This is a genomic window from Extibacter muris (assembly GCF_004345005.1).
GTDB lineage: Bacteria > Bacillota > Clostridia > Lachnospirales > Lachnospiraceae > Extibacter > Extibacter muris.
On the sequence record NZ_SMMX01000001.1, the window covers coordinates 287,675 to 301,101 of the forward strand.

A 13,427-nucleotide genomic window follows, 5' to 3' on the forward strand; every position below is an offset into this window, starting at 1 on the left:
ATTTATATGAGAGAATGGAGAGGGTGTCATGAAACCAATAGAAGAATATGTAAGAAGCATACCGGATTTTCCGGAGCAGGGAATCATCTTCAGAGATGTCACCAGCGTGCTCCAGGATGCGGACGGCCTGCATCTCGCGGTGGATCTGATGCAGGGGAAGCTGGACGGGGTGGAGTTTGACGTAATCGTGGGGCCTGAGTCCAGAGGATTTATCTTCGGCGTCCCTATTGCATATAATCTGCATAAACCGTTCATACCTATCAGGAAGAAGGGCAAGCTGCCATGTGAGACGGTCTCTATCCGTTACGATCTGGAATATGGGACTGCGGAGCTTGAGGTGCACCGAGATGCAATCAAGGAAGGGCAGAAGGTCGTCATCATCGACGATCTCATTGCCACGGGGGGAACGAACGAGGCGATGATTAAGCTCGTGGAAGGTCTGGGCGGTGAAGTAGTGAAGACGGTATTTCTTATGGAACTATCCGGTCTGGAAGGAAGAAAACGGCTGAAGGGTTATGATGTGGAATCCGTGATAGCTTATCCGGGCAAATAGACAGATATAAATTATGAAGAGGAAGGAGGCGTTAATATGTCAGAGAATACGATATATGAGTCTGAGAACCGGATCGCGCCGGAATCAATCGCAGATGAAATCTCGAAAGGGCTAGAGATCGTGGACGGGCATGCCGTGAAGGCTCCCGGAGACTATGAGAACCCGGACCAGCTTTATGACATGTTAATTGCCCGTATCCGGAAGTACCATCCTTCGACGGATGTATCCATGATAGAGAAGGCGTATGAGACGGCCCAGAAGGCGCACGGTGACCAGTGCCGCAAGTCCGGCGAACCGTACATTGTCCATCCGCTCTGGGTAGCCATCATACTGGCGAATCTGGAGATGGACAAGGAGACGATTGCTGCGGGGATGCTCCATGATGTCGTGGAGGATACGTCTATATCGGAGGAAGAGATTAAAAAGGACTTCGGAGAGGAAGTTGCGCTTCTTGTGGACGGTGTTACCAAACTGGGACGGCTGTCCTATTCTTCTGACAAGCTGGAAGTGCAGGCGGAAAATCTGAGGAAGATGTTTCTGGCCATGGCGAAAGATATCCGCGTCATCATCATCAAGCTTGCGGACCGTCTGCATAATATGCGTACGCTGCAGTTCATGACGCCGGCAAAGCAGAAGGAAAAAGCCAAGGAGACGATGGATATCTATGCCCCCATTGCTCAAAGGCTCGGTATCTCCAAGATCAAGACGGAGCTTGACGACCTGGCGCTTAAGTATTCTCAGCCGGAAGTATTCTTCGATCTGGTGAACCAGATCAATTCCAGGAAGACGGAGCGGGAAGAATTTGTGCAGCAGATTGTGGATGAGGTATCCACGCATATGAAGAATGCCAACATCAAGGCGGATGTCAACGGACGTGTCAAGCATTTCTTCAGCATATATAAGAAGATGGTGAACCAGGATAAGACGGTCGACCAGATATATGACCTGTTTGCCGTGCGGATCATCGTGGATTCGGTTAAGGACTGCTATGCCGCGCTTGGCGTGATCCATGAGATGTACACGCCGATACCGGGGCGGTTCAAAGATTATATAGCGATGCCGAAGCCGAACATGTACCAGTCGCTCCACACCACGCTTATGAGCTCGGTGGGGCAGCCCTTCGAGATTCAGATTCGGACCGAGGAGATGCACAAGACTGCGGAATATGGTATCGCGGCCCACTGGAAATACAAAGAGTCCAGCGACGGCAAAAAGAGCGTGCAGGCGCAGGAGGAAGAGAAGCTGAGCTGGCTCAGGCAGATTCTCGAATGGCAGAGGGATATGTCCGACAACCGGGAATTCTTAAATCTGCTCAAAGGCGATTTGGACCTCTTTGCCGAGGATGTGTACTGCTTTACGCCCCAGGGGGATGTAAAGAATCTCCCGAACGGCTCCACGCCGATAGATTTCGCGTATGCAATCCACAGCGCGGTCGGCAACAAGATGGTTGGAGCACGCGTCAACGGGAAGCTCGTCAATATAGATTATAAGATACAGAACGGGGACAGGATAGAGATCCTGACATCCCAGAATTCGAGAGGGCCGAGCCGTGACTGGCTTGGCATCGTCAAGAGCACGCAGGCGAAGAATAAGATCAACCAGTGGTTCAAGAAGGAATTCAAGGAGAGCAATATCGTCAAGGGCAAGGAGATGATCGCCTCCTACTGTAAGGCGAAGGCGATTACCCAGAGCGACATCATGAATTCCAGATATATGGAGATCGTGCAGAAGAAATACGGCTTCAAGGACTGGGAATCTGTGCTCGCGGCCATCGGACACGGAGGGCTGAAAGAAGGCCAGGTCGTGAACAGGCTCGTGGAGGAATACAGCAAGGAACACAAGCAGGAGATGACCGATGAGGTTGTCCTGGAGCGGGTGGCGGAAGCGTCTAAGAACAAGGTGCATATCGCCAAATCGAAGAGCGGAATCGTCGTCAAAGGCATCGACGATATGGCAGTCCGTTTCTCCAGGTGCTGCAATCCGGTGCCGGGAGACGAGATCGTCGGTTTCGTGACCCGCGGACGAGGTCTTTCCATCCACAGGACGGACTGTGTCAATATGATACATCTGACCGAAGGGGAGCGGGCACGGCTCATTGATGCAGAGTGGGAAAGCGAAGTGGCGGAGCAGAACGGCGGACAGTACCTTGCGGAGATCAAGATGTATGCCCATGACCGGCAGGGGCTGCTCATGGAGATGTCCAAGATATTTACCGAGGCGACGGTGGATGTGAAGTCCATGAACGTGCGTACGAGCAAGCAGGGGACGGCTACGATTGAAGCAGGATTTATCGTACACGGCAGGGAAGAGCTGGATACGATGGTAAAGAAGCTGCGCCAGCTCGAAGGAATCATAGATATAGAGCGGACGACAGGCTAAATGAAAGAGGATTACATGAAAGTAGAAAAATTTGTTACAGGAATTATCAGCACCAACTGTTATCTGGCCATCAATGAAGAGACGAGACAGGCTGTCGTGATAGACCCGGCAGCCTGCCCGTCTTATCTGATGGGGCATATAAAAAGCGAGGGGCTCCAGATAGAGGCCATCCTCCTGACGCACGGACATTTTGACCATATAATGGGACTGGACGGCTTTCTTCAGGAATTCCATGTCCCGGTGTACGTGCATAAAGATGACGAACAGCTTATGACAGATCCGGGACTGAACCAGTCCGGAGTCTACACATCAGGCTATACGTTTGGCATGGGCACATATATTCAAGACGGGCAGGCGATTCAAGCGGCGGGCTTCGAGTTCAAAGCGCTGCACACGCCTGGCCATACGCCTGGAGGCGTGTGCTACTACGCAGAGGCTGAGAAGATACTCTTCAGCGGAGACACGCTGTTCCAGAGCTCTGTCGGCAGGACAGATTTTCCGCTTGGCAGCATGTCGGATCTGGTTAGAGGAATCAAAGAAAAGCTGATGGTACTGCCGGATGAAGTGCTCGTATACCCGGGGCATATGGGCGAGACGACCATCGGCTACGAGAAAAGTCACAATCCATTTCTATAAAAAGGGGACGTAACACTTTTCAAAAGGGTTACGTCCCAAATTACATTTTGCCCTGTACCCAAATGAGAGTGTGAGGTTTGCTATGATTGAGATTTTCTGCAGTGATGAACTGTATACATACAATGTGTATCATATTACGAAGGCGTTCTTTCCGGAAGAAAAGGTGCTTCAGCATGTGGAGGCAGACTGCAAGGATGTGGTCCGGGCCGTGCTGCCGGATGGTACGGTTCTTGGGGTCGGTCGGGAGGAACTGCCGCAGCCTGTGGATCGGCAGGAGCGGAAGCGTCATATTGACAGAGAACTGTATATGAGGCTTCAGCGCTATACCGGGCGTCGCCTTGCATGGGGGCTTCTGACCGGTGTGCGTCCGACGAAGATTGCCATGAAGAAGCTGGAAGAGGGAATGCACGAGGAAGAGTTCCTCCGCTTCTTTATGGAACACTATTTTGTGGACAGGGAGAAGGCGCAGCTTGCGTGGGAGATTGCGGGACGGGAGAAGGAGCTTCTTGGCAGGCTTGACTGTACCGACGGCTACAGCCTGTATGTCGGCATTCCGTTCTGCCCTTCTGTATGCACGTACTGTTCGTTCAGCTCCGGCCCGCTGGAAGTGTGGAAGGACAGGGTGGACGACTACCTGGATGCGCTGACGAAAGAGCTGGCTTATATCGGAAGAGCGTCCACCTGCAAGAAGCTGAATACGATATATATCGGCGGAGGGACGCCCACGACGCTGACGGCGCGTCAATTGGAGCGGCTCCTTTGCTGCATAGACCGGAACTTTACCATGGAACACCTCCTGGAATATACGGTGGAGGCGGGACGCCCGGACAGCATAACGGCAGAGAAGCTCAAAGTGCTGTACCGGCATCGTGTCACGCGCATATCTATCAATCCGCAGAGCATGCAGCAGAAGACACTCGATCTCATAGGGCGGCACCATACGGTGGAAGACGTCGTCAGGACTTATGGGATGGCAAGAGCGGCTGGATTTGACAATATCAACATGGACCTCATAGCGGGCCTTCCGGGTGAGACGGCAGCAGACGTGTATGATACGCTCAGGCAGACAGAAGCTCTGGCACCGGACAGCCTTACCGTGCATTCTCTGGCAATCAAGCGGGCAGCGCTGATGGGGCAGGAAAAGAGTGCCCTCGGCTACGTGGACGCGCTTTGCAAAGATGCCGGGGAGATGGCTGCGAATATGACACGGATGGTCAAGGCTGCTGCCCAAAGCGCGCGCCGGATGGAGCTAAGGCCGTATTATCTGTACCGTCAGAAGAATATTGCAGGCAATTTTGAAAATGTTGGCTATGCAAAGGTTGACAAAGCAGGAATATACAATATACTTATTATGGAGGAAAAACAATCCATTATTGCCGCAGGTGCGGGTGCCTCCACGAAGATTGTACTGAAGGAGGCGGCTGAGCTTCCGGGCAGTAAAAACGGTAAGAAGACGAATCTGGTACGTATCGAGAACGTCAAGGCGGTTGACGCCTATATCGCGCGTATCGGCGAGATGATAGAACGTAAAGGAGAATGGTTATGGCGTTAAAGAAGAAACCGGTTACCGGTATGAAGGACATGCTTCCAAAAGAAATGGAAATCCGGGATCATGTCATACAGCTGATCAAGGAGACGTATAAGACATACGGCTTTTCTTCCATGGAGACCCCCTGTGTGGAGCATATAGAGAATCTGTGCAGCAAACAGGGTGGAGATAATGAGAAATTAATATTTAAGATATTGAAACGCGGGGAAAAGCTAAAGATAGAACAGGCAAAAGAAGAAAACGACCTTGTAGACGGTGGTCTTCGTTATGACCTGACAGTTCCCCTTGCAAGATATTATGCGAATCACGCAAATGAACTGCCTTCGCCGTTCAAGGCGATGCAGATCGGCAACGTATGGCGGGCCGACCGTCCGCAGAAAGGCCGTTTCCGCCAGTTCATGCAGTGTGATATCGACATTCTGGGAGAACAGAGCAATCTGGCTGAGATAGAGCTCATTCTGGCTACGACTGCGATGCTTGGAAAGCTGGACCTTAAGAACTTTACCGTATGCATCAATGACCGGAACATACTGAAGGCGATGGCCGCATTCAGCGGGTTCAAAGAGGAAGACTATGATGAAGTCTTCATCATCCTGGATAAGATGGACAAGATAGGCAGTGAAGGGGTCTCCGCTGAACTTGAGGGGCTCGGCTACGCAAAAGAGAATGTGGACACGTATCTGAAGCTTTTTGATGAGATATCACCGGATGTAGAGGGGATCGCTTACCTGCGGGAGAAGCTCGGGTCCTGTCTGCCCAAAGAGACCGCTGACGGCATGGAGCTTATCATTTCCAGCGTAGAAGCAGCAAAAGAGGCGGAGTTTAGGATAAAGTTTGACCCGACCCTTGTGAGAGGCCAGTCCTATTATACCGGCACAATCTTTGAAGTTACGATGGATGACTTCGGAGGTTCCGTAGCCGGAGGCGGCAGATACGACAAGATGATAGGCAAGTTTACCGGCCAGGACACGCCGGCATGCGGATTCTCCATAGGATTCGAGCGCATCGTCATGCTCCTTCTGGAACATGGCTACGAGGCGCCGGGCAACAGAGCGCGGAAAGCTTATCTACTGGAGAAGAAGCTGACCGGGGAAGGGATGCTCAAAGTGCTGAGCCTGGCCAGGGCTGACCGGGAAGCCGGCTTCCAGGTCATGATAGCGAATATGAAGAAGAACAAGAAATTTCAAAAAGAACAGCTGGAATCAGAGGGGTACACGGAAATCATCGAATGTTATTCCGATTCCATCGGCAGTTTATAATTATAGAAAAGGATAAGGAGATTAGAGTATGGCAGAATCAATGCAGGGCATAAAAAGAACACACCGTTGCGGTGAACTATCCGGGGCCAATGCAGGACAGGTCGTGACGGTCATGGGATGGGTGCAGAAGAACCGCAACAAGGGGGGGCTTGTATTCGTCGATGTCAGGGACCGTTCCGGCATCATACAGATAGTGTTTGAAGAGGGCAGTACAGATGCGGGCCTTATCGAGAAAGCGGCAAAGCTCCGCGCTGAATATGTAGTTGCAGTCACAGGTAAGGTAGAGAAACGTTCCGGTGCCGTCAATGAGAATCTTGCCACAGGTGATATAGAGATTATACCGTCCGAACTGCGTATATTGTCAGAATCTGAGACGCCGCCGTTCCCCATCGAGGAGAACTCCAGGACGAAGGAAGAGATTCGGCTGAAATACCGGTATCTTGACTTGAGAAGGCCGGACCTTCAGAGGAATATGATGATGAGAAGCCAGGTGGCTACGCTGACCCGCCAGTTTCTGGCAGAGGAAGGATTTCTGGAGATAGAGACACCGATACTGATTGGGAGTACTCCGGAAGGGGCGAGAGATTATCTCGTGCCGAGCCGTATCCACCAGGGACACTTTTATGCGCTGCCCCAGTCCCCGCAGCTTTTTAAGCAGCTGCTCATGTGCTCCGGGTATGACCGGTATTTTCAGATTGCAAGATGCTTCCGGGATGAAGATCTGAGAGCGGACCGGCAGCCTGAATTTACCCAGATCGACATGGAGCTCTCTTTTGTAGATGTGGATGACGTCATTGATGTAAATGAAAGGCTGCTTGCGAAGCTGTTCCGGGAAGTCCTTGGTGTAGAAGTGCAGCTTCCGATACCGAGGATGACATGGCAGGAGGCCATGGACCGGTTTGGTTCCGACAAGCCGGATACCCGTTTCGGCATGGAGCTTACGGATGTGACGGATGCTGTGAAGGGTTGTGAATTCGCTGTATTCAAAGGTGCCATAGAAAACGGAGGCTCGGTACGCGGTATCAATGCCAAGGGACAGGGCGGCATGCCACGCAAGAAGATTGACAAGCTCGTAAGCTTTGCAAAAGATTATGGTGCCAAAGGACTCGCTTATATAGCAATCCAGGAGGACGGAACGGTCAAGTCCTCTTTTGCCAAGTTCATGAAGGAAGAGGAGATGACGAGCCTCGTAGAAGCGATGGGCGGAGAGAACGGCGACCTGCTTCTCTTTGCCGCTGATAAGAATAAAGTGGTGTGGGATGTGCTCGGCAGCCTGCGCCTGGAGCTGGCGCGCCAGATGGAACTCCTCGACAAGAGCGAATATAAGTTCCTTTGGGTGACGGAATTCCCGCTGCTTGAGTGGAATGACGAACAGGAACGCTATACGGCTATGCATCACCCCTTCACGATGCCGATGGAGGAAGATCTGGAATATATCGATACAGACCCTGGAAGGGTCCGCGCCAAGGCTTATGACATCGTGCTGAACGGCAATGAAATCGGCGGCGGAAGCGTCAGGATATTTAACCAGGAAGTGCAGAACAAGATGTTCGAGGTGCTCGGCTTTACGCCGGAAAAGGCACAGGAGCAGTTCGGTTTCCTGCTGGATGCGTTCAGATACGGAGTACCGCCCCATGCAGGGCTTGCCTATGGGCTTGACCGTCTGGTCATGCTTATGGCGAAGGAGGACAGCATCCGTGACGTCATCGCTTTTCCGAAGGTAAAGGATGCCTCCGATCTGATGACGGATGCTCCGACGGCGGTAGAAGAGAAACAGCTCGAAGAGCTGGGGCTTGCTGTTACCGTGGAAGAATAAGATGCAGGTAGATGTAGGAACTGAAACATTTAAAATATTTTGTGGAGATAGCAGAGCAGAAAAGCATGCGCAAGGCCGCAGACCGTCTGTATGTGACGCAGCCGACCCTTACGAGGGCGATGCAGAACCTGGAGGACGAGATGGGAATGAAGCTGCTCGTACGGTCCAACCATGGCGTAAGCCTTACGACGACAGGGGAGAGCCTGTATTACTATGCCCAGTCTGTCATCAACCAGCTGAGCGAGATAGAGGCGCTGAAGCTGAAGGATAAAGAATTCGAGCAGAACAAGCTGGCCCTGTCTGTCGGCAATATCATACTGGAAGATGAGATAATGCTGAACTTCTATGAGAATCTGCAGACCAGGCATGCCAACATCTCTATCTATGAGACTTCCATCGAAAAAGTGCTCGTACATGTGGCTAAGCTGGAATCAGAAATCGGTATCATAGCCGTGAATACGGAGCAGTATCCGGCGCTTAATAAGATATTGGAGATCAAGGGGCTTGAAGCTCATGAGATAGCTTCCAGCCCGCTGTACGTGCACGTCGGCGGAAAGAGCCCGCTGTACGGGATGGACTGCATCGAACCGAGGGAACTGCTGCGCCACACTTACGTACATCTTCCTTATGATTACTTCTCCAATATCAATGAGCTTATCACGCTCGGCGAAATCAGAGTCATGGACTTTAAGCATACCATAGTCATAAATAATTATCACGCTATCGTCAATATGATCAAGCGTACAGATGCGTTCATCTTCGGCGGGAAATGGCAGATAGACGAGCTGGAGAAGGGGCATATCGACAGCCTGCTGCTCAACAACTGTAATGTGGAGAAAAAGCTCATGTGGATCAAACGTAAGAAGGAAATTCTTTCCATACAGGCAAGAGAATTCCTGGATATCATAAAAGAAAACTACGCAGACTAGGCGGTTGCGTTTGCGATACGTTTCATTTATCGCGGAGGATTGAAAAAGAAGCATTATCCAAAGTGTATTTCGTTTGTTGTTGCTAACAAATAAATACATATTGCGTATTTAACAACAAAATTTTTAGATAATTTCATAAAATAGTCATTCCATTTTATTTCATCTTTACATAGTTCTTTTCCTTTTAGTGCAAATGAGAACAGGAGAAATACAAGAGATAAACCTTTTGTTAATAATATTTTTAACGTTATAATAATGACTAAATATATTAAGGTTTTCATAAATAACTCCCTAAAAATAAAATAATTCTTCAAATTTTTTATCTAGTGCAATACACAAAATAAGTGCAAGTTTAGCAGTAGGATTAAATTGTCCAGTTTCAATAGAGCTAATTGTATTACGGGATACACCAACCATTTCTGCTAATGCGGATTGAGAGAGTTTTGCTTCTGCTCTTGCTGTTTTTAAGTTATTTTTAAGTACCAGTTTTTCTTCCATATATCACTCCTCATTTATCGACATTTCTAAAATGGTAAAATGTTCATTTCACTAAGAAACTGACACAGATAAAAAACAGTTGTCAAAGCAAAAGCTATCGTAAAGAAAATAGATGTTTTTGTTCTATCCTTTACTAATTGATAAGCAAAATATGAAAAGCATGTTATGTTCGTCAATAGTCCTAGTGCTGATTTGCCTATCATGTCTAATGGTGCAAATTTAGTTATTACTATCCAAAAGAATACTAAAACTCCGATGGAGAAATATGCACCTTGCATCTTAATTAAAGAGTTTCTTTCGTCTGACACTTCATTTTCTTTGCGACTTTTTGCTAAAATTTCTTGTTTGTTCATATATATTCTCCTTTCTTTGCAAAGTTTTCTTTACACTTATAGTATATCGCTGCCAAGTTTTATTGTCAACAGAAATAACATATTTCTAAAAATTTATAGGTAATTTAATTACTGGTGCATTAATAGCAGGGCTGTTAGTTTATATAGTTGCCATGCAATTTTTCGCGGAACAATTGAAAGAGTGGACAGGCTACCAGACATTCGTCATATTGACAGACAGTATGGTACCTACGATTCCAGTGGACTCTCTCGTGGTTGTAAAAGATTTAGGAGAGAAGGAAGAACTATCGCAAGGTGAAATCATCTCTTTCTATGTTGACCGGCTCGGTGATAAAGTTGTCTTTACAATTTATTTTGAAAAAAAGAAATAGATGAAACGGGAAAGGAACGGTATTATACGAAAGCTGAAAATGCTGACAGATATGATGATTACGTAACATACCGGGAGGATATTCTAGGGACATAAAGCCGAATCTGTGCAGATTTGTACAACACCTCTAAAAGAGCTGCCCCCGAAAAAAACAGAAGAAGTTCAGGAAAGACCGTATATCGTCAATGACGTATTATTCGGCTACCGCACGGTACCGTCGTCAGGGGCTTTTGAAAATGGTGGTGCAGGATACACGCTGACGGTAGGAAGGAATGGAGTCCTTCGACTTGAAGTACATAAAGAGAAAAAAGGGCAGCGAGGAGATTGCCGTCGTTACACTGTGCAATAGGATCCTAAAGAAGATTATGAGGATAATGAAGGACAGTGCGCTTGTTATCCAGAATCTGCCGGAGACGCTGGATAATGGATATTCTGTCGGGGCAGGCAGCTTCTTCATCTTCCGTGGCCGGGAGGTGGCAGCCTGGAATATAAAGCGTAATCATCTGAAGTGGACGAAATTGAAAGACTACGAATATTATAAAAAATATAAAAAGAATATAAAAAGAATATGCAGTACGAAAATGACGTGCTGGATATTTTTAAGAAAGTAAAAAATGTTTTGAAAGAGGAAGGCATTAAATTAAATCTTGATTCAGTGGAGATAAAGGATGGAAAACAGAGCTAGCAGGGGCCGTGCAAGGGTCCGGCCCCTGTGGTAATATTAGGATAATTTGCGGGTAAAATAAAAATGAAAATTATCCCAAGAAAAGTGTTGACAAATACAAGAGTATATAGTATATTAATTATTGTTCTGAGGAACAAAACACAACATATGCGACAGTGGCTCAGTTGGTAGAGTACGACCTTGCCAAGGTCGGGGTCGCGGGTTCGAACCCCGTCTGTCGCTTTAACAATCTAATATTGAAGGTGCTTCCGCTGCTTTGCCTAAAAGTACGATTGGAAGTACGGTTATGACAATAGGTACTGAAATAATAATCCAAGCATATTGGGAGATTATTTTGGTATCTATTTCAGTTTTAGGAATAACTGCCTATAGATCTGCCTTTCGTTCCGATTGCTGTGATGATATACTGGATATATAGGGATACACGTGAATCATTCCAATTGTATCAGGAGGTATATTATGAGCAATAGAGAACGCCAGATGCAGATATTAAAAGAAATACTCGTAGAAGATTTTGAAGCAGAGGAAGCCGGCATGCGCGGAGGCAGTACGTTGTTTGAAGTGACTTCCATCGAAGGAGTCGAGATTCCGGAAGGTCTTACTGTCGTGGTTAATTTTGATGATTGTGGAGAAGTGAGATGGGTTGGTCCGACAGTCCCTCTTTATATGCCGAATGTATCGGAGGAAATCGATGATATGCGCTTTATGGGGAACCTGAATGTGTTTGTCATGAAGAAAAAGAAAGTGCTTAAGCAAATACACAGATCTTTCGATGGAGAGGCATTTGCAAAGAAGGAGGACACATGCAGCCTGAGAGAAATACTGGTATGTGAGTAAATGAAGCTGCGATAGGACATTCTGGCTCATGGCCGCTACATAGCATCAGAGCAGCTTACGATATGGCAGGTCCCGGATTGGGAGTCTGCTTTTTTATTCGGTCTCAATATAGGAGCGGCAAGCTTCTTGAATATGTGGCACTGGAAGTCACATTATAATTGTGGTATACTTTACATCATGACCTGATATCAGGGCAAGAACTGCCATGGCCCCCGGCGGCGTGGCATACATGGTTAGCAGTAGTGAGCAAAGGAAACGGACGGTGATAATATATGACAGAGAAGAGAACGGTCAAGGTGGCGCTGCTCGGGCTGGGAACAGTCGGAAGCGGGGTATACAAGCTAGTTGAGAGACAGCAGAATGAGATGGTGAACAAAGTTGGTGCGGATCTTCGCATCGAAAAGATTCTTGTACATAATATAGGCAAGAAGAGGGATGGCGTGGATGCCTCTCTGCTGACCGACAGGTGGGAAGATATCATAGATGACAAGGAGGTAGAGATTGTCATTGAAGTGATGGGAGGAATAGAGCCGGCCAGGACGATGATACTTGAGGCGCTTAATTCCGGAAAGAATGTCGTCACAGCCAACAAAGACCTTGTGGCTGAGTATGGAAAAGAGCTGCTGGACGCAGCTGAGAACAATGGAGTGGATTTTCTCTTCGAGGCTGCGGTTGCAGGGGGGATTCCGATTATCCGTCCTTTGAAACAGTGCCTTGCTTCTAATGAGTTAGACGAAGTGATTGGAATCATTAACGGAACGACCAACTATATTCTTACAAAAATGTTTGAGGACGGCATGGACTTTGAAGAAGCGCTTGCGAAGGCGACGGAGCTCGGTTATGCGGAAGCAGACCCCACGGCAGATATAGAAGGGCTTGATGCAGGGCGGAAGGTGGCTATAATGGCGTCTATCGCTTTTCATTCCAGGGTAGTGTTCTCTGATGTATACACGGAGGGCATAACCGGAATTACGGCCAGAGACATCCAGTATGCACAGGAGTTTAAAAGTGTGATTAAACTGCTCGGTGTTGCGCATAATACAGAAGACGGCATAGAGGTAGGAGTCTATCCGATGCTGCTTCCAAAGGACCATCCGCTGGCGTCGGTCCGGGATTCTTTCAACGCGGTCTTTGTCCATGGCGACGCGGTCGATGACGCTATGTTCTACGGAAGAGGGGCAGGAGAGTTCCCGACGGCCAGTGCGGTCATGGGCGATGTCATAGATGTGGCAAGGGACATCCAGTACCACTGTACGGGCAGGATCAGCTGTACATGCTACAGGACGACGCCGATCAAGAAGTTCGATGATGTGAAAAATAAGTTTTTCCTGCGGATGCAGGTGGATAACAAGCCGGGAGTCCTGGCGGCGATTGCAAGCGTGTTCGGTGTCCACAAGGTAAGCATATCGAAAGTCGTACAGAAGATAATCAAGGGCGGGACAGCAGAGCTTGTCATCGTGACGGAAGCGGTGAAGGAATACCACATGCAGGATGCGCTGGAGCATTTGAAGGATATGGAGACGACTCGGGAAATCAGCAGTATTATCCGGGAGTATTAGGAGT

General features: G+C 48.4%; 14 protein-coding genes and 1 tRNA gene. 12 read left to right on the forward strand and 3 right to left on the reverse strand.

Annotated features, from left to right (window positions below; translation table 11 throughout):
* Nucleotides 1-28 precede the first annotated feature (28 nt).
* The 7 genes from E1963_RS01430 to E1963_RS01460 all read left to right on the forward strand — a co-directional run bounded on the left by E1963_RS01430 (nucleotide 29) and on the right by E1963_RS01460 (nucleotide 9,121).
* Nucleotides 29-553 (forward strand): adenine phosphoribosyltransferase, encoded by a 525-nt coding sequence (locus E1963_RS01430; RefSeq protein WP_132274283.1) that lies wholly within the window; start codon nucleotides 29-31, stop codon nucleotides 551-553.
* A gap of 36 nt (nucleotides 554-589) precedes the next feature.
* Nucleotides 590-2,932, forward strand: coding sequence for a RelA/SpoT family protein (locus tag E1963_RS01435; RefSeq protein ID WP_132274285.1), 2,343 nt, complete (start codon nucleotides 590-592; stop codon nucleotides 2,930-2,932).
* 15 nt (nucleotides 2,933-2,947) lie between these two features.
* Nucleotides 2,948-3,568 (forward strand): MBL fold metallo-hydrolase, encoded by a 621-nt coding sequence (locus E1963_RS01440; RefSeq protein WP_132274287.1) that lies wholly within the window; start codon nucleotides 2,948-2,950, stop codon nucleotides 3,566-3,568.
* A gap of 82 nt (nucleotides 3,569-3,650) precedes the next feature.
* On the forward strand, nucleotides 3,651-5,120 hold the full coding sequence (hemZ, locus tag E1963_RS01445; protein ID WP_132274289.1) for a coproporphyrinogen dehydrogenase HemZ: 1,470 nt from the start codon (nucleotides 3,651-3,653) through the stop codon (nucleotides 5,118-5,120).
* The gene (gene hisS, locus E1963_RS01450) at nucleotides 5,105-6,376 is read left to right on the forward strand and encodes a histidine--tRNA ligase (protein ID WP_201271975.1); all 1,272 of its coding nucleotides are present in this window, start codon (nucleotides 5,105-5,107) and stop codon (nucleotides 6,374-6,376) included. The genes hemZ and hisS overlap by 16 nt, the downstream gene beginning before the upstream one ends.
* Before the next feature lie 28 nt (nucleotides 6,377-6,404).
* Nucleotides 6,405-8,192: an aspartate--tRNA ligase gene (aspS, locus tag E1963_RS01455; RefSeq protein ID WP_132274295.1), complete on the forward strand. Its 1,788-nt coding sequence runs from the start codon at nucleotides 6,405-6,407 to the stop codon at nucleotides 8,190-8,192.
* Between the two features lie 20 nt (nucleotides 8,193-8,212).
* Nucleotides 8,213-9,121, forward strand: a complete 909-nt coding sequence (locus tag E1963_RS01460) for a LysR family transcriptional regulator (protein ID WP_262201831.1) — start codon at nucleotides 8,213-8,215, stop codon at nucleotides 9,119-9,121.
* Between the two features lie 53 nt (nucleotides 9,122-9,174).
* Here E1963_RS01460 and E1963_RS01465 read toward each other — a convergent pair whose 3' ends face one another.
* Genes E1963_RS01465 through E1963_RS01475 form a run of 3 tightly spaced genes read right to left on the reverse strand, consistent with a single transcriptional unit; the run spans nucleotide 9,175 to nucleotide 9,972 of the window.
* Nucleotides 9,175-9,402 carry a hypothetical protein gene (locus tag E1963_RS01465; RefSeq protein WP_132274300.1) on the reverse strand — a complete coding sequence of 76 codons (228 nt, stop codon included), beginning with the start codon at nucleotides 9,400-9,402 and terminating at the stop codon, nucleotides 9,175-9,177.
* A 10-nt stretch (nucleotides 9,403-9,412) separates the two neighbouring features.
* Nucleotides 9,413-9,619, reverse strand: coding sequence for a helix-turn-helix transcriptional regulator (locus tag E1963_RS01470; protein ID WP_132274304.1), 207 nt, complete (start codon nucleotides 9,617-9,619; stop codon nucleotides 9,413-9,415).
* 26 nt (nucleotides 9,620-9,645) lie between these two features.
* Nucleotides 9,646-9,972 (reverse strand): DUF6442 family protein, encoded by a 327-nt coding sequence (locus tag E1963_RS01475; protein WP_132274307.1) that lies wholly within the window; start codon nucleotides 9,970-9,972, stop codon nucleotides 9,646-9,648.
* A gap of 152 nt (nucleotides 9,973-10,124) precedes the next feature.
* Between E1963_RS01475 and E1963_RS01480 the strand changes: the two genes are divergently transcribed.
* From E1963_RS01480 to E1963_RS01500, 5 genes are all read left to right on the forward strand, one after another.
* Entirely contained in the window at nucleotides 10,125-10,343 is a 219-nt protein-coding gene (locus E1963_RS01480) for a S26 family signal peptidase (RefSeq protein WP_145964148.1), read from the forward strand.
* Between the two features lie 286 nt (nucleotides 10,344-10,629).
* Nucleotides 10,630-10,953 carry a hypothetical protein gene (locus E1963_RS01485; protein ID WP_132274313.1) on the forward strand — a complete coding sequence of 108 codons (324 nt, stop codon included), beginning with the start codon at nucleotides 10,630-10,632 and terminating at the stop codon, nucleotides 10,951-10,953.
* Between the two features lie 223 nt (nucleotides 10,954-11,176).
* Nucleotides 11,177-11,249: transfer RNA gene (locus E1963_RS01490), tRNA-Gly, on the forward strand.
* A gap of 237 nt (nucleotides 11,250-11,486) precedes the next feature.
* Nucleotides 11,487-11,864 (forward strand): hypothetical protein, encoded by a 378-nt coding sequence (locus E1963_RS01495; protein WP_132274316.1) that lies wholly within the window; start codon nucleotides 11,487-11,489, stop codon nucleotides 11,862-11,864.
* Between the two features lie 272 nt (nucleotides 11,865-12,136).
* The gene (locus E1963_RS01500) at nucleotides 12,137-13,423 is read left to right on the forward strand and encodes a homoserine dehydrogenase (protein WP_132274319.1); all 1,287 of its coding nucleotides are present in this window, start codon (nucleotides 12,137-12,139) and stop codon (nucleotides 13,421-13,423) included.
* Nucleotides 13,424-13,427: the final 4 nt, after the last annotated feature.

Coding starts and splice junctions, on each gene's coding strand:
- E1963_RS01430 (WP_132274283.1), top strand. CDS start 29: ATGAAACCAATAGAAGAATATGTAAGAAGCATACCGGATTTTCCGGAG.
- E1963_RS01435 (WP_132274285.1), top strand. CDS start 590: ATGTCAGAGAATACGATATATGAGTCTGAGAACCGGATCGCGCCGGAA.
- E1963_RS01440 (WP_132274287.1), top strand. CDS start 2,948: ATGAAAGTAGAAAAATTTGTTACAGGAATTATCAGCACCAACTGTTAT.
- hemZ (WP_132274289.1), top strand. CDS start 3,651: ATGATTGAGATTTTCTGCAGTGATGAACTGTATACATACAATGTGTAT.
- hisS (WP_201271975.1), top strand. CDS start 5,105: ATGGTTATGGCGTTAAAGAAGAAACCGGTTACCGGTATGAAGGACATG.
- aspS (WP_132274295.1), top strand. CDS start 6,405: ATGGCAGAATCAATGCAGGGCATAAAAAGAACACACCGTTGCGGTGAA.
- E1963_RS01465 (WP_132274300.1), bottom strand. CDS start 9,402: ATGAAAACCTTAATATATTTAGTCATTATTATAACGTTAAAAATATTA.
- E1963_RS01470 (WP_132274304.1), bottom strand. CDS start 9,619: ATGGAAGAAAAACTGGTACTTAAAAATAACTTAAAAACAGCAAGAGCA.
- E1963_RS01475 (WP_132274307.1), bottom strand. CDS start 9,972: ATGAACAAACAAGAAATTTTAGCAAAAAGTCGCAAAGAAAATGAAGTG.
- E1963_RS01480 (WP_145964148.1), top strand. CDS start 10,125: ATGCAATTTTTCGCGGAACAATTGAAAGAGTGGACAGGCTACCAGACA.
- E1963_RS01495 (WP_132274316.1), top strand. CDS start 11,487: ATGAGCAATAGAGAACGCCAGATGCAGATATTAAAAGAAATACTCGTA.
- E1963_RS01500 (WP_132274319.1), top strand. CDS start 12,137: ATGACAGAGAAGAGAACGGTCAAGGTGGCGCTGCTCGGGCTGGGAACA.